This is a genomic window from Pseudogemmobacter blasticus (assembly GCF_003071405.1).
Lineage (GTDB): Bacteria > Pseudomonadota > Alphaproteobacteria > Rhodobacterales > Rhodobacteraceae > Pseudogemmobacter > Pseudogemmobacter blasticus.
In genome coordinates this window covers 3117624-3138809 of record NZ_CP020470.1, presented here as the reverse complement: position 1 = coordinate 3138809, position 21186 = coordinate 3117624, and the positions used below count along the sequence as shown (strand labels likewise).

The following is a 21186-nucleotide window of genomic DNA, read 5'->3' as shown; positions in this document are numbered from 1 at the left end:
GGGGCCGCGCGGCCGGCGGGCCGCCGGGCGCCCACAGGGCGGGGGCGGCCTGGCAGATTGCGGTGGCCGGTCAGTGCCTGTCCCAGGGGATGACGCAGGCGGTGGGTTTGCCGGGGCCGGGCACGATTTCGAGGGCGCCGCCCAGGGCATGGCATTGTGCGCCGTGCCAAGGCGGGACCAGCGCCCCCAGCACATAGCCGGCGATCATCAGCACCGCCCCGCCGGCAAGACAGAGGGCCGCCTTAGTCAGCCGCTGTCCAGACACCATCGGCGCCCTTCTTCAGCACCGCGACAAGGCTTTGGACGGGCGCGCCGGCGATCTGCACGTCCACCATGCAGGCAAAGCTGCCGTCGTTGTTCTTGCTGCACAGGCCGCCGGGCGTGACCGTCGCCGCCTTTGCGGCCTCGGCCAGGGCGGCATCGGGGGCGGTGGCGGCCATGACCGTGCGGGTCACGGCAATGATGTCGGATTTCTTCGGCCCGCCATACAGCACGCTTGGCCCGACGGTGAACCAGATCGCGGCAAGCGCGGCGACAACGACAAGGGGAAACAGCTTGAGAAAGGTTTTCATGGGCGCACTCGTTCCTGAACTGCGGTCAGTCAAGCACGCCCTTTCGCCCTTCGCAATCCGTAACAGTGCCGTCCCGCGGCAGAACCCGCGCGCCGGAAACCGGCCTGCGCGCGGGTGGAAGGTCAGGCGCTGATGAAGTCGCGCACGAAGGCGCTGGCGGGCCGGGCGCGGATGTCGGCCGGCTTGCCGATCTGCTCGATCCGGCCGCCCGTGCTGGACCCCGACATCACCACCACCAGATCGGCCAGTTCCATCGCCTCATCCTGGTCATGCGTCACGAACACCGTGGTCAGCCCGGTTTCATCGTGAATGTCGCGCAGGCCCTGCCGCAGTTCCTTGCGGACCTTGGCATCCAGCGCGCCGAAGGGTTCGTCCAGCAGCAGCATCCGGGGTTCGATCGCCAGCGCGCGGGCCAGCGCCACCCGCTGCCGCTGGCCGCCCGACAGTTGCGTCGGATAGCGCGCGCCGATCTCGGGCAACTGGATCAGGTCCAGCAGCTTACCCACCCGCCGCGCGATTTCCGCCTTGGGCGGGCGTGTCGCGCGGGGCCGCGCCTTCAGGCCATAGGCGATGTTCTCGAACACCGTCATGTGCCGGAACAGCGCGTAGGACTGGAACACGAAGCCCGCCCGGCGTTCCTGCACCGTCAGCCCGGTGGCATCCTGCCCGTCGAACAGCACCCGCCCCGAGGTGGGAAATTCCAGCCCGCCCAGGATGCGCAGCAGCGTGGTCTTGCCCGACCCGGACGGCCCCAGGAGCGCCACCAGCGCCCCGGAGGGAATGGTCAGCGAGACCGGGTGCAGCGCCGCGGTCATGCCGAACTGCTTGGAAATCTCGTCAATCTCGATCTGCATCGGATACCTCTTAATGACGGTGGGTGGCGGCAAGCGCATCTGCATGGCGGATTTCCAGCGCGGTCTTCAGCAGCAGCGTCACCAGCGCCAGCGCCGTCAGCACCGCCGCCAGCGAGAAGGCCGCCACCGAAAGATATTCGTTGTACATCATCTCGATGGTGATCGGCATGGTCGCGGTCTGGCCGCGGATCTTGCCCGACACCACGGCGACGGCGCCGAATTCGCCCATGGCACGGGCGTTGCACAGCAGGACGCCATAGAGCAGCGCCCAGCGGATGTTCGGCAGCGTCACCGTCCAGAAGGTGCGCCAGCCGCTGGCGCCCAGCGTCAGCGCCGCCTCTTCCTCGGCGCGGCCCTGTTCGATCATCACCGGGATCAGTTCGCGCGCGACGAAGGGAAAGGTGACGAACATGGTGGCCAGCGCGATGCCCGGCAGGGCAAAGATGATGGGGTAGCCCTGCGCCACCAGCCAGCCGCCCAGCGCCGTATTGGCCCCGAACAGCAGCACAAGGCACAGCCCCGCCACCACCGGCGAAACCGAGAACGGCAGGTCGATCAGGGTGATCAGGAAGGCCTTGCCGCGGAAATCGAACTTGGTGATGAACCAGGCCGCCGCAATGCCGAAGACCGCGTTCAGCGGCACGGCGATGGCCGTGATCAGCAGCGTCAGCCGGATCGCGTCGCGCGCGTCCTTGTGGGTCAGCGATGTCACCGCAGCGGCCCAGCCCTTGGCCAGCGCCTCGGTGAAGACGGCGGCCAGCGGGGCCACCACCAGCACGGCCAGCCCCAGCACGGCGATGCCGATCAGCAGCCAGCGCACCGCCGGGCTTTCCTGCGTGGCCGGGCGGAACCGGGGCGCCTTGGCGGGAACGGGAAGTTTCACACCCGCATCAAACATGTCCGATCCTCCGCCGGCTCCAGATCTGGATCAGGTTGATGGCCAGCAGCATGGCGAAGCTGATCAGCAGCATGGCAATGCCGATGGCCGCGGCGCCGTCATAGTTGAACTCTTCCAACTGGATGACGATCAGCAGCGGGGCGATCTCGGTCAGCAGGGGGATGTTGCCGGCGATGAAGATCACGCTGCCGTATTCCCCCACCGCCCGCGCCAGCGCCAGCGCAAAGCCGGTCAGCGCGGCGGGCGCCAGCATCGGCAGGATGACATGGCGCAGCGTGTAAAACCGCGAGGCGCCCAGCGTGGCGCTGGCCTCCTCGACCTCGCGCTCGATTTCCTCGATCACCGGCTGCACGGTGCGGGCCACGAAGGGCAGGCCCACGAAGATCAGCGCGATCAGGATGCCCCATTGCGTATAGGCGATCTTCACGCCGACTTCGCGCGCCAGCGATCCGAAGGCGCCGTTCGGGGCGTAAAGCGCGGTCAGCGCGATGCCCGCCACCGCGGTGGGCAGGGCGAAGGGCAGGTCCACCGCCGCATCCAGAATGCGCCGCCCCGGAAAGCGGTAGCGCACCAGAACCCAGGCCAAGAGCACACCGAACACCAGATTGAACACCGCCGCCAACAGCGACAGGCGGAACGACAGGAACAGCGCGGACCACACCCGCGGACGATTGACGACTTCCCACATGTTCCCCAGACCGAAACTGGCGCCCCGCAAAAGCAGGGCGCCGATCGGCAGAAGAACAACGATGGACAGCATGGTCAGGGTGATCCCCATGCTCAGCCCAAGGCCGGGCATGGGGGACCGTTGCAGAAGGGGCCTGCCCATCCGGTTCACCTTACTTTGCCACATAGATCTGATCGAAGATCCCGCCGTCGCCGAAATGTTCGGGCTGCACCTTCTTCCAGCCGCCCAGGTCGTCGATGGTCACCAGATCCAGCTTGGGAAAGCGGGCCACGTCCTCGGGGTTCGCCTTCGAGGCATCCCAGGCCCGGTAGAAGTGCTTGTAGGCCAGCGCCTGCCCTTCGGGGCTGTAAAGGAAGTTCAGGTAGGCTTCCGCCAGCTTGCGCTGACCGTCGCTCTTGATGTTGCCCTCGACCAGCGCGACCGGCGGTTCGGCCAGCACCGAAACCGACGGCACCACGATGTCGAACTGGTCATCGCCCAGCTCGGCCAGCGCCAGATAGGCCTCGTTCTCCCAGGCCAGCAGCACGTCGCCGATGCCGCGCTGCGCAAAGGTCGTGGTCGACCCGCGCGCCCCGGTATCCAGCACCGGCACATGCTTGAACAGCGCGCCCAGGAATTCCTTGGGGTCCTTGCCGTTCTTCTCGGCCCAGGCCCAGGCGGCCAGATAGTTCCAGCGCGCGCCGCCGCTGGTCTTGGGGTTGGGCGTGATCACCTCGACCCCGTCGTTGATCAGATCGCCCCAGTCCTTCAGGCCCTTCGGATTGCCCTCGCGCACCAGGAACACGATGGTCGAGGTATAGGGCGATGAATTGTGCGGCAGTTTCGACTGCCAGTCCTCGGGCAGCTTGCCCGCCGCCGCGATCTTGTCGATGTCGGACGCCAGCGCCAGCGTGACCACCTGCGCCTCAAGCCCGTCGATCACGGCGCGCGCCTGCGCCCCCGACCCGCCATGCGAGGTTTCAAGCGCGGGGGCTTCATTGCCCTGCGCCACCCACCATTCCGCGAACACCTCGTTGAAATCGCGATAAAGTTCGCGCGTCGGGTCATAGCTGACGTTCAGCAGGCTTTCGGCCTGGGCCGGCGCGCTGCCGAACCCGATCAGCGCCAGCGCCAGCGCCGACAGCGCCCCCTTCAGGCCGCGCGTCACCGGCCAGCCAGTCAGACGGCGCGAACCGTCGGCAATGGTCACGCGGCCATCGTCATGGTCGGCGATCCGTTCGCCCTGCGCCGTCACGTCACCGGCAATCTTGATGGTTGCAAACATTGGAAACTCCTGTGGGTCTTGCCGGCGGCGAGAGAAGGGAAAGATCGCGGACACAAGGTCCGGCAGCGAAATCAGCGGGAAAGGATGCGCGGTCATCGACGCACCTCCCGGCCCAGCGGTTCGATCCGGGCCTCCCAGACCGCGGGGTCGCGGCCTTCCAGCAATTCGGCGACCGCCTCGTCGGGCCGGCGGGTGAACAGCACCAGCGGGCTGCCGTTCAGCCGCAGCGACCGGCCGGTGCGCCGGTCGATCAGGCGTACCGCGCAGGTCACGCGCAGGTCGGCGGCAGGCATGGGCATCGCGGCGGCGGTGCTGGCCAGGCGGAAGGTGCGGTGCGGTGCGGCGGCGGTCATCGTCATCTCCTTGGGCTCAAGGCGGGGCATCAGGCCCCGTCGATGAATTAATAACGACATGATCGGTCGAGTATTGCAAAGGAATATTCACGTCAAAATGTGTCGTGATTTAAGAAGAAAATTCTACCGGCCGCGGCGGGGCACGCGGCAGGGTTGCAGGGGGAATGTTCAGAAAATCAGGGCGTTATTCGCCCAGAACCTGCGCCGCCGTCTGGCCCGAGCGCAGCATGTCGGCCAGGGTCAGCGAGTCGATGATCAGCAGGTAGGACCAGAACACTTCGGCAAAGACCTTTCGGATACGGCAGCTTGCCTCATCCGTGCAGTCCTCGCAGCGTTGGTAGGCTGACCGTGACAGGCAGGGCAACGGCGCGATCGGCCCGTCGATCCGCCGCAGCAGATCCGAGATCGACACCTCGGACGGCTTCTTGATCAGGCTGTAGCCGCCCGACCGCCCCCGGATCGAGGCGATCACGCCGGCATTGCGCACTTCCAGAAGGATATGTTCCAGAAACCGCTTGGGCGTGCCGGACCGCCGCGCAATCTCTTCGATCGTCAGCGGTTCTGGCGCCTCGCGGGCGGCCTCGTCGGCCAGGGCCAGCAAGGCTTTCAGCGCATATTTCATCTTCTGCGTGATCATGGACCGTACCTAAGGCGCGCAAACACGGGAATCAATGTCGAGAATCACGTCATCCCGCCGACGCGCCCCCTGCCCTGCAACAGAAGAGATTGTATCCCTTCTGTTTCCAATGGAAAATTATACACGATAAAGACTATAGACAATAAGAATATTCCTGCCATGCTGACGCAACCCCCGCCAAGGGACCGAAGACAGGAGATGCAGGATGACCGACCTTGACCTGATCGACCGCAAGATCGTGGCCGAACTCATGCGCGATGCCACCCTTCCCGTGGCCCAGATCGCCGACAAGGTGGGCCTGTCGCAGACCCCGTGCTGGAAGCGCATCCAGAAACTGGAAGCCGCCGGCGTGCTGACGGGCCGCGTCGCCCTGGCCGATCCGGCCCGGCTTGGTTTCGGGCTGACCGTCTTCATGGGGATCGAGGCGCCCGATCATTCCGCCGAATGGCGCGAGACCTTTGCCAAGGCGGTTGCCGCCCTGCCTTCGGTGATGGAAGTCTATCGCATGGCCGGCGAGATGGACTATCTGCTGCGCGTCGCCGTGCCCGACATGGCGGCCTTCGACATGCTTTACAAACGCCTGACCGATGCGGTGCCGATCAAGAATGTCACCTCGCATTTCGCGATGGAGCGGATGAAGTTCACCACCGCCTATCCGGTGGACACGCGCAACCGCTGATCCACGATATGCTGCCGCGCGAGAACATCCTTCCCTTTCCGGCCCGATCTTTGGACTCCATAATCACGATTAACTTGCTAGATTTACTCCATGGACCCGAGTCGCCCCGAAAGGAGACCGCCATGACCAAGACGCTGATCATTCCGGGCCTCGACGGTTCGCCCGCCCCGCACTGGCAGCATTGGTGGGCCGCCACCGACCCGCGCGCGCTGATGGTCGAACTGTCCGATCCCGGCCGCCCCCTCCCCTCGGTGTGGGAGGTCGAGCTGGCCAGCATGATCCTGCAACACCCCGACAGCGTGCTGGTCGGTCATTCGCTGGGGGCGGTGCTGATCGCCCGCATCCTGGCCCGCTGGCCGCAGCTCAAGGTGCGGGCCGCGCTGCTGGTGGCCCCGGCCGAGCCGGTGGGAAGCGACCGCATCGGTCGCTTCGGCCCGGTGCCCGAACAGCCCTTCGACATTCCCGCCACCATCGTTGCCAGCCGCAACGACCCGTGGATGAGCTTCTCCCGCGCCCGCCAACTGGCCGATAGCTGGGGTGCCTACCTGGTCGACTATGGCATGGCCGGGCATATCAACGTGGCTTCGGGCTTCGGTCCCTGGCCCGAAGGCAAGGCGCTGCGCGACGACCTGATCCAGCGCAGCGAACCCGTCTTCCTTCCCGTCCTTCCCGAACCTGCCCGAAGAGCCCTGTGATGAACCGAATTTTCCGCAGCAACCGACCCGGACGCGCCGAATATGCCGGCCTTGTGCTGTTCTTTCTGGCCTGGGGGGCCACCATCGCGCTGACCACCCTGCCGCGCAGCGCCTTTGTGGGCACGACCGCCCCGGTGCAGGCCAGCACGCTGCCCTGAGACCGCGGCCCCGCCGCAAAAGCCAAAGGCCCGGAGCATCACGCTCCGGGCCTTTGTCGTTTCGCCGTCTTGGCCCCGGTGTCTGGCCTCTGTGTCAGGCCGGGGTGCCCGCGGCATCGAACACACCTTCGAACAGGGCCGAGGACAGGTAGCGTTCGCCCGAATCCGGCAGGATCACCACGATGGTCTTGCCCGCATTCTCGGGCCGCGCGGCCAGCCGCAGCGCCACCGCCGTGGCCGCCCCGCAGGAGATGCCGGCCAGAATCCCCTCTTCGCGGGCCAGCCGCAGCGCGGTGGCCATGGCCTCGGCGCTGGTCACCTGTTCGATGGCATCGACCAGCGACAGGTCCAGCACATCCGGCGCGAACCCCGCCCCGATGCCCTGAATCTTGTGCGGCCCCGGCGCGACCGGCTCGCCCGCTCGGGTTTGCGTCAGCACCGGGCTTTCCGCCGGCTCGACCGCGACCGAGGTCAGCTTGTGCCCCAGCGTCTGCTTGATATGGCGCGACACGCCGGTGATGGTGCCGCCGGTGCCCACGCCCGCCACCAGGATGTCCACCACCCCGCCGGTGTCTTCCCAGATTTCCGGGCCGGTGGTGCGTTCGTGAATCGCCGGGTTGGCCGGGTTCTTGAACTGTTGCAGCAGCACATATTTCGGGTCGCTCGCGGCAATCTCCTCGGCCTTGGCGATGGCGCCTTTCATGCCCTTGGCGCCTTCGGTCAGCACCAGTTTCGCACCATAGGCCAGCAGGATCTTGCGCCGCTCGAGGCTCATGGTCTCGGGCATGGTCAGGGTGATCGGGATGCCGCGCGCCGCCGCCACGAAGGCCAGCGCGATGCCGGTATTGCCCGAGGTCGGCTCGACGATCTCTTTCCCCGGCCCCAGCAGGCCCCGCTCCTCGGCATCCCAGATCATCGCGGCACCGATCCGGCATTTCACCGAATAGGCCGGGTTGCGGCCTTCGATCTTGGCCAGAATCCGCGCGCCCGTCCCGGCGCCGAGGCGGTTCAACTGCACCAGCGGCGTGCGCCCGATGCTTAGCGAGTTGTCATCATAGATCCGTGTCATCCGATTGCTCCTTGCAGCCGGGGGCGGCATCCGTCCCGGCCTCTGGCCGTATCCAGCACGGGTTTTCAGGCCCTGAGAAGGTGAAATCGCACCTTCTGTTCTGCGGACCCCGAATTTTGGAACCCCTTTCCGCCCGCGATTTCGGAAGGAGAAGAATATTTTTCCCCGCGCGATCAGATGGTCACGCCGGCCCGCGGGCAAGCCCGGCACCGCCCCCCCGATTCCCGCCGCCCCGCCCGGCCCGTCGCCATGCTGCACCGCAGCCAAGGATTTCGTGGACGCCCCCGCCCCGGCCCGCGTATCACTGCGTCTCAGCCCCGCTGCCAGGAGACCGGATTGCCGCCCCACCCCCGCCGCCATGTCACCCTTCCGCTGGCGCTGGCCGCGCTGGCCGCAGGCCAGCCCGCCGGGGCCGAAGTCTCCTTCACAGACCGTGCCGCCGCCCTGCCGGTGCAGCACAGCTATGAAGGAGACTGGAACCATTATGTCGGCGGCGGTGTCGCGGTCTTCGACTGCAACGGCGACGACCTGCCCGAGCTTTTTGCCGCCGGCGGGGCCGCCCCGGCGCATCTGTTCCTCAACACCTCGAAACCGGGGGGAGAACTGACCTTTGCCGAAGGCCAGCTTCCACCGCTGGACGGCACGACCGGCGCCTATCCGATGGACATCGACGGCGATGATCTGCTGGACCTTGTGGTCCTGCGCGACGGAACCAACGCGCTGCTGCGCGGCACAGGCGATTGCAGGTTCACCCCCCCGCCGGCCGACTGGCATTTCGATGGCGGGCAGGAATGGACCACCGCCTTCACCGCCACGTTCGAACCCGGTGAAAGCTGGCCCACGCTTGTTTTCGGCAATTATGTGGACCACACCAACCCGGATGGCCCGTTCGAAGCCTGCGACCGCAACTTCCTGCACCGCCCCGATGGCCGCGCCTTCGCGCCGCGTGTCGCGCTGGAACCGGGCTTCTGCGCCCTGTCCATGCTGATCTCGGACTGGCAGCGCAACGGCACGCCTGATCTGCGCATCTCGAACGACCGGCAGTATTATGTGCGGGCCGGGCGCGAACAGATGTGGCACCTGCGGCCGCTGGCCGAATATACCGAGGCCGAGGGCTGGCCCACCCTGCGGCTGTGGGGCATGGGCATCGCCAGCCGCGACATCACCGGCGACGGCCTGCCCGAAGTGGTGCTCACCTCGATGGGCGACCAGCCGTTGCAGATCAACCAGGGCGGCGGCGTGATGAAGAACGCCCCCTATTCCATGGGCAGCTACGCCACCACGCCCTATTCCGGCGACGATGGCCGCCCCTCGACCGGCTGGCACGCCCAGTTCGGCGATGTGAACAATGACGGTTGGGACGATCTGTTCATCGCCAAGGGCAATGTGGAACAGATGCCCTCGAACGCCATCCACGACCCGAACAACCTGCTGATCCGCCAGCCTGACGGTAACTTTGCAGAAAAGGGCGGCGTGACCGGCATCGGCACCACCGAACGGTCGCGCGGGGCGGGGCTGGCCGACCTGAACCGCGACGGCAAGCTGGATCTGGTCGTGGTCAACCGCCGCGCGCCGCTGGAACTTTGGCAGAACACCACCGCCGACGCCGGGCACTGGATCGCGCTGGACCTGCGCGCGCCGGGCGCCAACAGCCGCGCCATTGGCGCCATCGTGGAACTGCGCCTGCCCGACGGGCGCGTCCTGACGCAGGAAAACACCGTGGGCGGCGGCCATGTCTCGGGCCAGGCCGTGCCGCTGCATTTCGGCCTTGGCGCGGCGCAAACCGCCGAACTGCGGGTGATCTGGCCCGGCGCCACCGCTTCCGACTGGACGCCCGTTTCCGCCGACCGCCTGTATCGCCTGTCCCCCGCACAAGGCGCCGCCCTGACCCTGACCGAAAGGCCCTGAGCCATGCCCCTGCGCCCCGCCCTGCTGTCGCTGGCCCTTGGCACCGCCGCCCTGGCCGACCCCGTGGCCCCGCCCGCGCCGCTGACCGACGCCGACTTTCCCACCTTCCCGACCGAGGAAGTGGAACTGGGCCGGCTGCTGTTCTGGGATGCCGAACTGTCGGGCAACCGCAACATCGCCTGCGCCTCGTGCCACCATCCCCGCTTCGGCACCTCGGACGGGCTGTCGCTGGGCATGGGCGAAGGCGGCATCGGCCTTGGCCCTGACCGCCGCGCCAACCCCGACAACCTGCCCGAACAGCGCATCCCCCGCAACGCGCCGGCGCTGTGGAACGTCGGCGCCCGGGGCTTCACCGTGATGTTCGCCGATGGCCGCATCGAACAGGACGCCACCCGCCCCTCGGGCTTCCGCACCCCGCTTGAGGACGAGATGGTCAGCGGCTTCGCCTCGCTTCTGTCGGCGCAGACAATGTTCCCGGTGCTGTCCAACGATGAAATGGCCGGCCATTACGAAGAGAACGAAATCTCGACCCTGGTCCGTCAGGGCCGCATCACCGGCGACCATGGCGCCTGGGCCGCCATCGCCGCCCGCATCAGTGCCATTCCCGCCTATGTCGACCGCTTCCGCGCAGTCTATCCCGAAATCGCCGCCGGCCGCCCCATCGCCTTTACCGACATCTCGAATGCGGTCGCGGCCTATATGACCTTCGACTTCCGGTCGGACAGCGCGCCCGTCGATGCCTGGATGCGTGGCGAGGCCCCGCTTGCCCCCGACGCCATGGCGGGGGCCGAGTTGTTCTATGGCAAGGCCGGCTGCGGCACCTGCCATTCGGGCGCGCTTTTCACCGACATGAAGTTCCACGCCATGGGCGATCCGCAGATCGGCCCCGGCAAGGCCGAACGCTTCGAATCCCACCAGCATGACACCGGGCGGATGCGGGTGTCGAACAACCCCAACGATGCCTATGCCTTCCGCACGCCCTCGCTGCGCAATGTCACGCTGACCGGGCCCTGGGGCCATGCCGGCGCCTTTGCCAGCCTGCCGGACTATCTGCGCCAGCACATCGCCCCCGGCTCGGCCATCGCCGGCTATACGCTGAAGGCGGCGCTGCTGCCCGCCATGAAGACCGGCAAGCCCGACCTGAACCCCGCCGATGGTGCGGGCGACTTTGCCGCCATCACCGTCGCCGCCAGCCGCACCCCCGCCGTTGCCCTGAGCGACAGCGAGCTGGCGCAGATTCTGGCGTTCCTGCAAAGTCTGGAAGACCCGGTCGCCCGCGCCGGGGGCCGGATGCCCATACCCGACAGCGTGCCGTCCGGCCTGCCCGTTGATCGCTGACCGGAAAACACAACCCCTGCGGCAAACCGCTTGATTGTCCAATGGCTGGCTCTATTCTGGGCCGGAACGCTTCAAAAGGTGACCTCGTGCTTCGCAAATCCGGCCTTTCGCTTCTTTTCATTGCCCTTGCCTCTTCCGCGCTTGCGGCCCCCTGCTCGGACACGGGTGGCAATTACGAAAACTGGAAATCGGTCATGGCAGAGGAAGCCCGCAGCGAAGGCGTGGGCGACCGTGGCATCGCCGCGCTGATGGGATCGTCCTATTCCAAGGCCACCATCTCGGCCGACCGGAACCAGAAAAGTTTCAAATACAGCCTCGACAAGTTCCTTCAGGTGCGCGGCGCCGATACGATCGTGTCGCAGGGCCGCAGCCGCAAGAAGAAGAACGCCAGCTTCTACGCCGGGCTTGAGGCGCAGTATGGCGTGCCCGCCGGGGTTCTGCTGGCCATCCACGGCATGGAAACCGGCTTCGGCGGCTTCATGGGCGACACCAATGTCGTCTCGGCCATCGCCACGCTGACCTATGACTGCCGCCGGTCCGACTATTTCCGTCCGCATCTGATCGGCGCGCTGAAACTGGTGGATCGCGGCAGCATCAGCGCCGCGTCGATCGGGGCCAAGCATGGCGAGCTGGGCCATACCCAGTTCCTGCCGGGCAATGCGCTGGCCTATGGCGTGGACGGCAACGGCGACGGCAAGGTTGACCTGAACAACGTCACCGACGCGCTGGCCTCGACCGCCAACTTCCTGCGGCAGAAGGGCTGGCAGCCCGGCAAGGGCTATCAGGAAGGCGAGCCGAACTTTGCCGTCATCAAGCAATGGAACGCGGCCACGGTCTATCAGCAGGCCATCGCGCTGATGGGCGCCCGAATCGACGGCTGAGTCCCCCGCGAAAGACCGTGCGCCGGCTGCGGCGCACGGGCCGCCCGGCATCACCTTGCCGGGCAGGGTTGCCTTGGCACCACAAGCGTGACGGATGCCCCTTTCCCCGGCGGAAATCCGCGCTAGCTCTGCGTCAACCGGAGGTTGCCGATGCCCGCCCTGACCCTTTACGCCCTGACCGCGCTGGTCTTCCTGATTCTCGATGCGCTGATGCTGAGCTTCGTGATGAAGCCCCTGTTCACGCGCCATATCGGGCCGCTGATGGCCGATCCGATCCGCATCGCCCCGGCGGTGGTGTTCTACCTTGCCTATGTGGCAGGTCTGGTCTGGCTGATTTCGGCCGCGGCGCTGCGCGACGGCACGTCGGTCGTGCTGCCCGCGCTGGTGCTGGGGCTGATGGCCTATGGCACCTACGAATTCACCTCCTGGACGATCCTGCGCGACTGGCACCCCGCGATGGTGATCACCGATACGCTGTGGGGCGGCGTGCTGACGGCCTTCTCGGCCTGGGCCGGGGTGACGCTGACGCGGATGATCTACGGCTGACCCGGGGCGCGGCGGCGCGCCTCGGCTTTGCGGCGGGGGCGTGACGTGGTAACAAGGGCCAAAGGCGGCCTTGCAAGCCGTTGAATTTCCTTGCCCCTGCCCTGTCCCCGCACGGGGCAACCTGAAAGGCCCGTCCATGATCCTTTACGGCATCCCCACCTGCGATACCTGCAAGAAGGCCCTCAAGGCGCTTCAAGCCGCCGGCAAACAGGTGACCTTCCGCGACATCCGCGCCGAACCGCTGTCAGACGCCGAAATCGCGGCAATCGTCGCGGAATTCGGGTCGAAAGCGGTGAACACCCAGTCCACCACCTACAGATCGTTCAGCGATTTCCTGAAAGCGTCAGAACCCGAGGCGCAGATCAAGGCGCAGCCTACGGTGATGAAGCGGCCCGTCATCAAGGCAGACCGCTGGCACCTCGGCTGGGACGCCACAACCGAGGCGGAACTGACGGCATAGGGCGGGGTTTCCCCCGCCCCACCGGGTCAAAGAAGCTTCAGCTCGCCCGCGGAAGCGCGCCCGTCGCGGCCCGAGAGCAGCTCGTAGGCCACCTTCTGATTGTCGTTCAGCCCCTTCAGTCCGGCGCGTTCGACGGCCGAGATATGAACGAACACGTCCTTGCCACCATCGTCAGGGGCAATGAAACCAAAGCCCTTCGTCGCGTTGAACCACTTCACGGTGCCTGTCGGCATACCCGCTCTCCCATTTCAACCCTCCTCCCGGCACCATTGCCGCGAGGCGTAGCGCCAGGTCTTCCAGGGCCTTCTTCAGAGAGAGGCAGTCAGAAAGTCTGTCGTACTGAGAGCAAGGATGCCACGCTGCGTTTGAAAATCAAGCTGCAAGGCGATGGGCACCCCGCCAGACGCGGAAAATGCCCATCTGTTGCGCTTGAAGGCCCCGCCAGCAGATCAGGCCAGGTCGGGCGGCAGGGCGGCACGGGCAAATTCTTCCACCGCCGCGGCCAGCGTCATCGTCTCGGTGCGGTTTTCGCCCAGCCGGCGCACGGAAACGGTCCGCTCCTCGACTTCCTTCATGCCCACGGCCAGGATCACCGGCACCTTGCCCACCGAATGTTCGCGCACCTTGTAGTTGATCTTCTCGTTGCGCATGTCGGCCTCGGCCCGCACCCCGGCCAGGGTCAGCGCCGTCACCACTTCCTCGACGAAGGGATCGGCGTCCGACACGATGCTGGCCACCACCACCTGACGCGGCGCCAGCCAGAACGGCAGCTTGCCGGCGTGGTTCTCGATCAGGATGCCGATGAAGCGTTCGAATGACCCAAGGCAGGCGCGGTGCAGCATGAACGGACGATGCCGCCCGCCGTCTTCGCCGATATAGGACGCATCCAGCCGTTCCGGCAGGTTCGGGTCAAGCTGCAGCGTGCCGCATTGCCAGTCGCGGCCGATGGCATCGGTCAGCACGAATTCCAGCTTGGGCGCGTAGAACGCCCCCTCGCCCGGGAAGATCTCATAGGAATAGCCGGCCGCCGTCACGGCATTGGCCAGCGCGGCCTCCATCTTGTCCCAGATCTCATCCGACCCGACCCGCTTTTCGGGCCGCGTGGACAGCTTGATCCGCCACTTGTCAAAGCCAAGTTCGGCATAGATCCGGCTGAGGAACTCGATGAACTTCTTCGATTCGCTTTCCACCTGCTCCAGCGTGCAGAAGATATGCGCATCATCCTGCGTGAAGCCGCGCACCCGCATGATGCCATGCAGCGCGCCGCTGGGTTCATAGCGGGCGCAAGACCCGAATTCGGCCATGCGCAACGGCAGGTCGCGATAGCTTTTGATGCCCTGGTTGAAGATCTGCACATGGCAGGGGCAGTTCATCGGCTTCAGCGCGTTGATGACCTTTTCCCGCGCGCCGTCCTCGTCCACTTCGACGATGAACATGTTTTCGCGGTAGTTTTCCCAATGGCCGCTGGCTTCCCACAGCTTGCGGTTCACCACCTGCGGCGTGTTCACCTCGACATAGCCATCGGCCCGCTGGCGGCGGCGCATGTAGTCTTGCAGCGTCGTGTAGATGGTCCAGCCGTTCGGATGCCAGAAGATCTGGCCCGGCGCCTCTTCCTGCATGTGGAACAGGTTCATCTCGCGGCCCAGCTTGCGGTGGTCGCGTTTCGCGGCCTCTTCCAGCATGTGCATATGGGCCTTCAGGTCATCGCGGTTCTTGAACGCCAGACCGTAGATGCGTTGCAGCATCGGCCGCGTGCTGTCACCCAGCCAGTAGGCCCCGGCCACATGCGTCAGCTTGAAGGCATCCGCCGGCACCTGCCCGGTATGTTGCAGATGCGGGCCACGGCACAGATCCTGCCAGTCGCCATGCCAGTACATGCGGATGTCCTGGCCTTCGGGGATGCGGTCCAGCAGTTCCAGTTTGAACGGCTCGCCCCGGCCCCGGTAGTATTCCACCGCACGGGCGCGCTCCCACACCTCGGTGCGGACGGGGTCGCGGGCGTTGATGATCTGCTTCATCCGCGCCTCGATCACGCCCAGATCTTCGGGCGTGAAGGGTTCGGCGCGGTCGAAGTCATAGAACCAGCCGTAATCGCGGACCGGCCCGATGGTGACCTTCACATCCGGCCACAGCTCCTGCACGGCGCGGGCCATGATATGGGCACAGTCATGGCGGATCAGCTCCAGCGCGGGGCCGTCATCCTTCATCGTGTTCAGGCTGATCGTGGCATCCTGCGTGATAGGCCAGGCCAGATCGTAATGAATCCCGTTCACCTGCGCGGAAATCGCCGCCTTGGCCAGCGACGGCGCGATCGAGGCCGCCACTTCGGCCGCCGTCACCCCGGCATCGTAAACGCGCTTGTTGCCATCGGGAAAAGTCAGGGAAATCTGGCTCATGGCCATGCTCCTCGTCAGTTTGGCGCCCACGGAACGCCCGGTTGCGGGTTATGTCGGGCGACGGTTTGCGCCCGCCCGCGCGCGGCGTCAAGCCCCGGACGCGCAGGTTCTTGCCCGATGTGGCGGCCTCTGCCAGTCTGACGCCACCCCTTTGGAACACCGCCGATGCGCCCCTTTGCAGAAATCCGCGACATTGCCATCGCCCGCAAGGGCAGCCTTGAGGCCGTGCTGGCCAACCTGCCCAGCCCCAAGACCGCCGCCGAACTGGCCGCCATCCCCGATGACCGCTGGCTGGCGCAAATGGCCAGGGGCATCTTTCAGGCCGGAATAAGCTGGACGGTCGTCACCGCCAAATGGCCCGGAATCGAGGCCGCCTTCCACGGCTTTGCCCCCGGCCGGGTGGCGATGATCGAGGGCGACGCGCTGGAGGCGCTGCTGTATGACCCCCGCGTGATCCGGTCCGGCGCCAAGATCGTGGCGATCCGCGACAATGCCGCCGTGATGGCCGCCAACCCCGGCTTCGGGCGCAAGGTGGCGGACTGGCCCGCGTCCGATTTCGTGGGGCTGCTGGACTGGCTGACCCGCGATTTCAGCCGTCTGGGCGGCACCACCGGACAATATCTGATGCGCTTCATGGGGAAAGACGGGTTCCTGCTGTCGCGCGATGTGGTGGCGCGATTGCAGGCCGAAGGGGTGATCGACGGCTCCGCAACCTCGGCCAAGGCGCGGCGGGCGATTCAGGCGGCGTTTGACCGCTGGCAGGCGGAAAGCGGGCTGAGCCAAAGCCAGATCAGCCGGATTCTGGCGCAAAGCATCGACGCCGCGTGATCATCAACCGCAAGGCGATCTGAAGGGGCTGCACCCGCGCGGCGCGGCTGCTATAAGCCGGGCATGACCGAATTCCTCACCACCCCGCAAGGCCGCCGCATCGCCTACAACCGCCTGCCCGGGACGGGCCCCGGCATCGTGTTCCTGGGCGGCTTCAAATCCGACATGCAGGGTTCAAAGGCCCTGTTCCTGCAAGACTGGGCCGCCGCACAGGGCCGCGCCTTCCTGCGGTTCGACTATTCCGGCCATGGCCAGTCCTCCGGCGATTTCGAGGAGGGCTGCATCGGCGACTGGGCCGCCGACGCCCGTGCCGCGATCGAGGCGCTGACAGAGGGGCCGCAGGTTCTGGTCGGCTCGTCCATGGGGGGCTGGATCGCGCTTCTGCTGGCGCGCGCCCTGCCGGACCGGGTGGCGGGGCTGGTCGGCATCGCCGCCGCGCCCGATTTCACCGCCCGCACCTGGGCCGAGGATCTGACCGACGCCCAGCGGACCGAGGTCACGGCGCGCGGGCGGATCGAGATTCCGTCCGACTATTCCGACCAGCCTTATGTCTTTACCCGCCGCCTGTTCGAGGATGGCGCGCAGAACCTTGTGCTGGACCGCCCGCTGTCGCTTCCCTTTCCCGCGCGCTTCCTGCAAGGCACCGCCGATACCGATGTGCCGCCCGCCGTCGCGCTGGCGATTCTGGATCATGCCACTGGCCCCGATCTGCGGCTGACGCTGGTCAAGGGGGCCGACCACCGCTTTTCCACCCCCGACTGTCTGGCGCTGATCGCCGCCTCGGTTGCGGATGTGCTGGCGCGACCCCCGGCATGACCGACCCGCTGGTTGTCCTGCCGGGCTTCATGGCCGATGCGCGGGGCTTCCTGCCGCAGATCGTGCATCTTGGGGCAGACCGCCCGATGCTGCTGCGCCTGCCCACCGGGGGCGAGACGGTCGAACAGATCGCGCAGGGGCTGCTGCCGCATCTGCCGCCGCGCTTTGCCCTTCTGGGCCACGGGCTGGGGGGCGATGTCGCCATCGACATCCTGCGCCGCCTGCCCGACCGGGTGTCGCGGATCGCTCTGGTCTCCACCGATCCGCTGCCGGAACCGCCGGCGGTGGCCGCCGCCCGCGAACCCCGGCTGGTGGCCGCCCGCGCCGGCCGTCTGGCCGAGGCGATCCGGGCCGACCTGCCGGAAACCGCGCTGGCCGCCACCGAATGGCGGGACGAGGTGCTGGCGCTGGTGCAGGACATGGCCGCCGGGTTGGGGCTGGACACCTATCTGCGCCAGAGCCGCGCCCTGCAACGCCGCCCCGACCAGCAGCGCACGCTGCGCAATGTGCGGGTGCCCGCGCTGATCATTGCCGGTGCCGCAGATACGCTGGTGCCGCCGCGCCGGCAGGATTTCATGGCCGGGCTGATGCCCTTTGGCCAGTTGGTGGTGATCGAAGGCGCGGGCCACCTGCCCCAGCTTGAACAGCCCGAAGCCGTCAGCGCGGCCCTGCGCGATTTCCTGGCCGGGCCGCTGTTCCTGCGCTGAAGCCGGTTGCCGCGCCCCTTACTTGGAGGCCGCCAGCCGGATCGGGCCGGCCGGTTTGTCGGACTGTGCCGGAGATTGGGCCGGTTCGGGCGCGCCCGAATTGGCGTCGATGAAGTTCAGCACCAGCGGGCGGATGTTCAGGCGCCAGCTCTTGCCGGCGAAAATGCCGTAATGGCCCGCGCCCGGTTCCAGGTGGCTGGCCTTCTTCGCCGCCGGCAGGCCGGTCAGCAGGTCCAGCGCGGCCACGCATTGCCCCGGCGCGCTGATATCGTCATTCGCGCCTTCCACCGTTTTCACCGCAACCTGGGTGATCGCACCGATATCCACCTTCTTGCCGGCCACGACGAATTCGTTGCGGGCAATCTCGCGGTTCTTGAAGATGCGCTCGACCGTCGACAGGTAGAATTCGGCCGTCATGTCCATCACGGCCAGATATTCATCATAGAAACGGTTGTGCGCGTCGTGATCGCTGGCCTCGCCCCGGGCCGCGCGCATGATCTGGTCGCTGAACGCCTTTGAGTGGCGCTCGGAATTCATCGACATGAAGCCTGCCAGTTGCAGCAGGCCCGGATAGACCAGCCGCCCCGCGCCCTTGTACTTGAAGCCGACGCGCTGGATCGCGGTCTGTTCAAGCTGGCCCATGGTGACGCGGCGGCCGAAATCGGTGACTTCGGTCGCGGCGGCGTCCGGGTCGATCGGCCCGCCGATCAGCGTCAGGCTGCGCGGCTGCGCCGCCGGCTCTTCCGCCGCCAGATAGGCGGTGGCGGCCAGCGTCAGCGGCGCGGGCTGGCAGATCGCGATGACATGGGTATCGGGGCCCAGCGCCCGCATGAATTCGACAAGGTAAAGCGTGTAATCCTCGACATCGAACTTGCCGGCGCTGACCGGAATGTCGCGCGCATTGTGCCAGTCCGTCACATAGACATCGGCATCGGGCAGCAGCGAGGCCACGGTAGACCGCAGAAGCGTGGCGTAATGGCCCGACATCGGCGCCACCAGCAGGATCTTGCGCGCCATCGGTTCACGGCGGCGCACGAAGAACTGGATCAGGTTTCCGAAAGGCTTTTCCACCACGGTCCTGATGTCGACCAGGTGATCCTGCCCTTCCGGCCCCACGATGGACCGGATGCCCCAGTCCGGCTTGGCCACCATGCGCGAGAAGGTTCGCTCCGTCACCTCGCCCCAGGCGGCCATCAGCGGCAGCATCGGGTTCATCGAAAGCGCGAAGACCGGATAGCTTGCCATCGCACGGGCGGTGGCCCCAAGCCACTCGTTCGTGTTGCGAGCGCTTTCCATGAGGTCGTAGGTGGTCATATACTTCATCTACCGTCTCCAAGCCCGGGCGGGACCAACACGCATCGTCGTGTGTCCCAACGGGCCGGTGACGCGATGCTGCACAGCAGCGACGATAGGGGGGATGAGTGACGATGGCAACAGAATCCGATGACTCGGGGATTCGGCAGGAACGGCTGAACGCAAATCTCGCGAGGATGGAGGAGTTGTCAAAACGTCTTGCCTCGGCGCTGGGGCAGCGGCGGCTGCATGACGCCGCGCTGAACGGGCCGTCAACCGATGTCTACATGAAGGCCGCCGCCGCCTATTTCGCCGAGATGATGCAGAACCCCGCCCGTGTTCTGGAACATCAGATCAGCTACTGGGGCAAGACGCTGAAGCATTACGTCGAGGCCCAGCAGGTGCTGGCCAAGGGCGAATTCCGCGCGCCCGAAGACCCCGGCCCGAAAGACCGCCGCTTTTCCAATCCGCTGTGGGACAGCCACCCCTATTTCAACTTCCTCAAGCAGCAGTATCTGCTGAACGCCGAGGCCGTCAGCACCGCCGTGGGCGACATGGAAAGCCTGCCGCCGGAAGACAAGCGCCGGGTCGAATACTTCACCCGCCAGATCGTCGACATGTTCAGCCCGACGAATTTCCTGGGCACCAACCCCGATGCGCTGGAACGCGCGGTGGCCACCGATGGCGAAAGTCTGGTGCAGGGGCTTGAGAATCTGGTCCGCGACATCGAGGCGAACAACGGCGAGGTCGTCGTCACGCTGGCCGACCGCGAGGCGTTCCGTGTGGGCGCCAATCTGGCAACCACGCCGGGGGCGGTTGTCTACCGCAACCGCATGTTCGAGCTGATCCAGTACACGCCGACCACCGAAAAGGTTCACAAGACGCCGCTGCTGATCTTCCCGCCCTGGATCAACAAGTTCTACATCATGGACCTGAAGCCGGCGAATTCGCTGATCAAGTGGATCGTCGATCAGGGCTTCACCCTGTTTGTCGTCAGTTGGGTCAACCCCGATTCCAGCTATGCCGATGTCGGGTTGGACGACTATATCCGCGACGGCTATCTGCGGGCCATGGCCGAGGTGCGCCGCATCACCGGCGAGGAGCAGGTCAATGCCGTCGGCTACTGCATCGCCGGCACCACGCTGGGCCTGACGCTGGCGCATCTGCACAAGGCCGGCGACAAGACCGTCAAGACCGCCACCTTCTTCACCACCATGACCGATTTCTCGGAACCGGGCGAAGTGGGCGTGTTCCTGACCGATGATTTCGTGGACGGGATCGAACGCCAGACCGCACAGGACGGCATCCTGTCGCGGCTTTACATGGCGCGGACCTTTTCCTTCCTGCGCTCGAACGACCTGATCTACAGCCCGGCGATCAAGTCCTACATGCTGGGCGAGGCGCCGCCCGCCTTCGACCTGCTCTACTGGAACGGCGACGGCACCAACCTGCCCGCGAAAATGGCGGTGGAATACCTGCGCGGCCTGTGCCAGCGCGACGGCTTTGCCAAGGGCGAGTTCCAGGTGTTCGGCAAGCCGGTCAGCCTGAAGGACGTGACCGTGCCGCTGTGCGCCGTGGCCTGCGAGACCGACCACATCGCCCAATGGCGCGGCAGCTTCAACGGGGTGAAGCAGATGGGATCGAAGTCCAAGACCTTCATCCTGTCCGAAAGCGGCCACATCGCCGGGATCATCAACCCGCCGGGTCGCGACAAGTATGGCCATTACGTCAGCTCTGCCCCGGTGACCGGCACCCCGGAAGACTGGAAAGCCGGCGCCGAGTTCCACAAGGGAAGCTGGTGGCCGCGCTGGGGCGCCTGGCTGGCCAAGGCTTCCGGCCCGATGGTCGCGGCCCGCATCCCCGGCGACAGCGTTCACCCGGTTCTGGCCCCGGCCCCCGGCGTTTATGTAACCGCCGTGCCGGCGCTGACGGCCCCCTGATTCGCGGCAAGTCGCAGCGAAACCCAGCCGGTCCGCCCTGCGGTCCGGCCTTGGGTCCGTGGGGCTGGTTCGCTGTCGGCATGGGTTCGGTCACGGGGAAATCTCGTTTCGTCAAGTGCTTGCGGCCTTGCCTTTTGCCGCCGGGACGAAAGGCCGCGCTCTGGCCCCGCCAAGGCGCCGGGCGCAATGCTGCATTGCAGAAAAAT

24 protein-coding genes are annotated in these 21186 nt (G+C 66.4%); 12 read left to right on the top strand and 12 right to left on the bottom strand.

Annotated elements, in window-relative coordinates; translation table 11 throughout:
- Positions 1–70 precede the first annotated feature (70 nt).
- The 8 genes from B6K69_RS18025 to B6K69_RS15310 form a co-directional block, all read right to left on the bottom strand.
- Positions 71–208 carry a hypothetical protein gene (locus tag B6K69_RS18025; RefSeq protein WP_164681974.1) on the bottom strand — a complete coding sequence of 46 codons (138 nt, stop codon included), beginning with the start codon at positions 206–208 and terminating at the stop codon, positions 71–73.
- A gap of 34 nt (positions 209–242) precedes the next feature.
- A complete protein-coding gene (locus B6K69_RS15340; protein WP_107674085.1) occupies positions 243–572 on the bottom strand; it encodes a hypothetical protein in 330 nt (109 codons plus the stop codon).
- 122 nt (positions 573–694) lie between these two features.
- Positions 695–1426 carry a sulfate/molybdate ABC transporter ATP-binding protein gene (locus B6K69_RS15335; RefSeq protein WP_107674084.1) on the bottom strand — a complete coding sequence of 244 codons (732 nt, stop codon included), beginning with the start codon at positions 1424–1426 and terminating at the stop codon, positions 695–697.
- A 10-nt stretch (positions 1427–1436) separates the two neighbouring features.
- Complete coding sequence (gene cysW, locus B6K69_RS15330) at positions 1437–2324, bottom strand: sulfate ABC transporter permease subunit CysW (protein ID WP_108644413.1); 888 nt, start codon at positions 2322–2324, stop codon at positions 1437–1439.
- On the bottom strand, positions 2317–3153 hold the full coding sequence (gene cysT / locus B6K69_RS15325) for a sulfate ABC transporter permease subunit CysT (protein WP_107674082.1): 837 nt from the start codon (positions 3151–3153) through the stop codon (positions 2317–2319). The genes cysW and cysT overlap by 8 nt, the downstream gene beginning before the upstream one ends.
- Positions 3154–3163: 10 nt before the next feature.
- Positions 3164–4276, bottom strand: coding sequence for a sulfate ABC transporter substrate-binding protein (locus B6K69_RS15320; RefSeq protein ID WP_108644962.1), 1113 nt, complete (start codon positions 4274–4276; stop codon positions 3164–3166).
- Between the two features lie 92 nt (positions 4277–4368).
- Positions 4369–4629, bottom strand: coding sequence for a spore germination protein (locus B6K69_RS15315; RefSeq protein ID WP_228156755.1), 261 nt, complete (start codon positions 4627–4629; stop codon positions 4369–4371).
- A 184-nt stretch (positions 4630–4813) separates the two neighbouring features.
- Positions 4814–5266, bottom strand: coding sequence for an Rrf2 family transcriptional regulator (locus tag B6K69_RS15310; protein WP_108644412.1), 453 nt, complete (start codon positions 5264–5266; stop codon positions 4814–4816).
- 205 nt (positions 5267–5471) lie between these two features.
- Here B6K69_RS15310 and B6K69_RS15305 point away from each other — a divergent pair, with 205 nt between their 5' ends.
- The 3 genes from B6K69_RS15305 (at position 5472) to B6K69_RS18255 (ending at position 6798) form a co-directional block, all read left to right on the top strand.
- Positions 5472–5945: an Lrp/AsnC family transcriptional regulator gene (locus B6K69_RS15305; protein ID WP_108644411.1), complete on the top strand. Its 474-nt coding sequence runs from the start codon at positions 5472–5474 to the stop codon at positions 5943–5945.
- A gap of 122 nt (positions 5946–6067) precedes the next feature.
- Positions 6068–6640: an RBBP9/YdeN family alpha/beta hydrolase gene (locus B6K69_RS15300; protein ID WP_107674077.1), complete on the top strand. Its 573-nt coding sequence runs from the start codon at positions 6068–6070 to the stop codon at positions 6638–6640.
- Positions 6640–6798 carry a hypothetical protein gene (locus B6K69_RS18255; protein ID WP_164681973.1) on the top strand — a complete coding sequence of 53 codons (159 nt, stop codon included), beginning with the start codon at positions 6640–6642 and terminating at the stop codon, positions 6796–6798. Before B6K69_RS15300 ends, B6K69_RS18255 begins: the two co-directional genes overlap by 1 nt.
- A 94-nt stretch (positions 6799–6892) precedes the next feature.
- Here B6K69_RS18255 and cysK read toward each other — a convergent pair whose 3' ends face one another.
- Positions 6893–7867, bottom strand: a complete 975-nt coding sequence (cysK, locus tag B6K69_RS15295) for a cysteine synthase A (RefSeq protein WP_108644410.1) — start codon at positions 7865–7867, stop codon at positions 6893–6895.
- A gap of 336 nt (positions 7868–8203) precedes the next feature.
- On the opposite strand from cysK, the gene B6K69_RS15290 reads away from it, so the two are divergent.
- From B6K69_RS15290 to B6K69_RS15270, 5 genes are all read left to right on the top strand, one after another.
- On the top strand, positions 8204–9775 hold the full coding sequence (locus B6K69_RS15290; RefSeq protein ID WP_228156754.1) for a CRTAC1 family protein: 1572 nt from the start codon (positions 8204–8206) through the stop codon (positions 9773–9775).
- A 3-nt stretch (positions 9776–9778) separates the two neighbouring features.
- Positions 9779–11113, top strand: a complete 1335-nt coding sequence (locus tag B6K69_RS15285; RefSeq protein WP_108644409.1) for a cytochrome-c peroxidase — start codon at positions 9779–9781, stop codon at positions 11111–11113.
- A gap of 194 nt (positions 11114–11307) precedes the next feature.
- Positions 11308–11994 (top strand): lytic murein transglycosylase, encoded by a 687-nt coding sequence (locus B6K69_RS15280; RefSeq protein WP_418260012.1) that lies wholly within the window; start codon positions 11308–11310, stop codon positions 11992–11994.
- A gap of 150 nt (positions 11995–12144) precedes the next feature.
- Positions 12145–12540, top strand: a complete 396-nt coding sequence (locus B6K69_RS15275; protein WP_108644408.1) for a DUF2177 family protein — start codon at positions 12145–12147, stop codon at positions 12538–12540.
- A gap of 136 nt (positions 12541–12676) precedes the next feature.
- Positions 12677–13000, top strand: a complete 324-nt coding sequence (locus B6K69_RS15270) for an arsenate reductase family protein (protein WP_107674071.1) — start codon at positions 12677–12679, stop codon at positions 12998–13000.
- 26 nt (positions 13001–13026) lie between these two features.
- On the opposite strand, the gene B6K69_RS15265 is transcribed toward B6K69_RS15270, so the two are convergent.
- Complete coding sequence (locus B6K69_RS15265; RefSeq protein ID WP_107674070.1) at positions 13027–13233, bottom strand: cold-shock protein; 207 nt, start codon at positions 13231–13233, stop codon at positions 13027–13029.
- Between the two features lie 216 nt (positions 13234–13449).
- The gene (gene thrS / locus B6K69_RS15260) at positions 13450–15396 is read right to left on the bottom strand and encodes a threonine--tRNA ligase (RefSeq protein ID WP_108644407.1); all 1947 of its coding nucleotides are present in this window, start codon (positions 15394–15396) and stop codon (positions 13450–13452) included.
- 165 nt (positions 15397–15561) lie between these two features.
- Here thrS and B6K69_RS15255 point away from each other — a divergent pair, with 165 nt between their 5' ends.
- From B6K69_RS15255 to B6K69_RS15245, 3 genes are all read left to right on the top strand, one after another.
- Positions 15562–16224, top strand: coding sequence for a DNA-3-methyladenine glycosylase I (locus tag B6K69_RS15255; protein WP_108644406.1), 663 nt, complete (start codon positions 15562–15564; stop codon positions 16222–16224).
- Between the two features lie 63 nt (positions 16225–16287).
- The gene (locus tag B6K69_RS15250; RefSeq protein ID WP_108644405.1) at positions 16288–17040 is read left to right on the top strand and encodes an alpha/beta hydrolase; all 753 of its coding nucleotides are present in this window, start codon (positions 16288–16290) and stop codon (positions 17038–17040) included.
- Positions 17037–17747, top strand: coding sequence for an alpha/beta fold hydrolase (locus B6K69_RS15245; RefSeq protein ID WP_108644404.1), 711 nt, complete (start codon positions 17037–17039; stop codon positions 17745–17747). The genes B6K69_RS15250 and B6K69_RS15245 overlap by 4 nt, the downstream gene beginning before the upstream one ends.
- 18 nt (positions 17748–17765) lie before the next feature.
- On the opposite strand, the gene phaZ is transcribed toward B6K69_RS15245, so the two are convergent.
- Positions 17766–19070 carry a polyhydroxyalkanoate depolymerase gene (phaZ, locus tag B6K69_RS15240; RefSeq protein WP_108644403.1) on the bottom strand — a complete coding sequence of 435 codons (1305 nt, stop codon included), beginning with the start codon at positions 19068–19070 and terminating at the stop codon, positions 17766–17768.
- Positions 19071–19174: 104 nt separating this feature from the next.
- On the opposite strand from phaZ, the gene phaC reads away from it, so the two are divergent.
- Complete coding sequence (phaC, locus tag B6K69_RS15235; RefSeq protein WP_108644402.1) at positions 19175–20980, top strand: class I poly(R)-hydroxyalkanoic acid synthase; 1806 nt, start codon at positions 19175–19177, stop codon at positions 20978–20980.
- The last annotated feature ends 206 nt before the right edge of the window (positions 20981–21186 follow it).

Bases quoted from the DNA above. Each gene is read 5' to 3' on its own strand.
- B6K69_RS18025 (WP_164681974.1), bottom strand. From the start codon at position 208: ATGATCGCCGGCTATGTGCTGGGGGCGCTGGTCCCGCCTTGGCACGGC.
- B6K69_RS15340 (WP_107674085.1), bottom strand. From the start codon at position 572: ATGAAAACCTTTCTCAAGCTGTTTCCCCTTGTCGTTGTCGCCGCGCTT.
- B6K69_RS15335 (WP_107674084.1), bottom strand. From the start codon at position 1,426: ATGCAGATCGAGATTGACGAGATTTCCAAGCAGTTCGGCATGACCGCG.
- cysW (WP_108644413.1), bottom strand. From the start codon at position 2,324: ATGTTTGATGCGGGTGTGAAACTTCCCGTTCCCGCCAAGGCGCCCCGG.
- cysT (WP_107674082.1), bottom strand. From the start codon at position 3,153: ATGGGCAGGCCCCTTCTGCAACGGTCCCCCATGCCCGGCCTTGGGCTG.
- B6K69_RS15320 (WP_108644962.1), bottom strand. From the start codon at position 4,276: ATGTTTGCAACCATCAAGATTGCCGGTGACGTGACGGCGCAGGGCGAA.
- B6K69_RS15315 (WP_228156755.1), bottom strand. From the start codon at position 4,629: ATGACCGCCGCCGCACCGCACCGCACCTTCCGCCTGGCCAGCACCGCC.
- B6K69_RS15310 (WP_108644412.1), bottom strand. From the start codon at position 5,266: ATGATCACGCAGAAGATGAAATATGCGCTGAAAGCCTTGCTGGCCCTG.
- B6K69_RS15305 (WP_108644411.1), top strand. From the start codon at position 5,472: ATGACCGACCTTGACCTGATCGACCGCAAGATCGTGGCCGAACTCATG.
- B6K69_RS15300 (WP_107674077.1), top strand. From the start codon at position 6,068: ATGACCAAGACGCTGATCATTCCGGGCCTCGACGGTTCGCCCGCCCCG.
- B6K69_RS18255 (WP_164681973.1), top strand. From the start codon at position 6,640: ATGAACCGAATTTTCCGCAGCAACCGACCCGGACGCGCCGAATATGCC.
- cysK (WP_108644410.1), bottom strand. From the start codon at position 7,867: ATGACACGGATCTATGATGACAACTCGCTAAGCATCGGGCGCACGCCG.
- B6K69_RS15285 (WP_108644409.1), top strand. From the start codon at position 9,779: ATGCCCCTGCGCCCCGCCCTGCTGTCGCTGGCCCTTGGCACCGCCGCC.
- B6K69_RS15280 (WP_418260012.1), top strand. From the start codon at position 11,308: ATGGCAGAGGAAGCCCGCAGCGAAGGCGTGGGCGACCGTGGCATCGCC.
- B6K69_RS15275 (WP_108644408.1), top strand. From the start codon at position 12,145: ATGCCCGCCCTGACCCTTTACGCCCTGACCGCGCTGGTCTTCCTGATT.
- B6K69_RS15270 (WP_107674071.1), top strand. From the start codon at position 12,677: ATGATCCTTTACGGCATCCCCACCTGCGATACCTGCAAGAAGGCCCTC.
- B6K69_RS15265 (WP_107674070.1), bottom strand. From the start codon at position 13,233: ATGCCGACAGGCACCGTGAAGTGGTTCAACGCGACGAAGGGCTTTGGT.
- thrS (WP_108644407.1), bottom strand. From the start codon at position 15,396: ATGAGCCAGATTTCCCTGACTTTTCCCGATGGCAACAAGCGCGTTTAC.
- B6K69_RS15255 (WP_108644406.1), top strand. From the start codon at position 15,562: ATGCGCCCCTTTGCAGAAATCCGCGACATTGCCATCGCCCGCAAGGGC.
- B6K69_RS15250 (WP_108644405.1), top strand. From the start codon at position 16,288: ATGACCGAATTCCTCACCACCCCGCAAGGCCGCCGCATCGCCTACAAC.
- B6K69_RS15245 (WP_108644404.1), top strand. From the start codon at position 17,037: ATGACCGACCCGCTGGTTGTCCTGCCGGGCTTCATGGCCGATGCGCGG.
- phaZ (WP_108644403.1), bottom strand. From the start codon at position 19,070: ATGAAGTATATGACCACCTACGACCTCATGGAAAGCGCTCGCAACACG.
- phaC (WP_108644402.1), top strand. From the start codon at position 19,175: ATGGCAACAGAATCCGATGACTCGGGGATTCGGCAGGAACGGCTGAAC.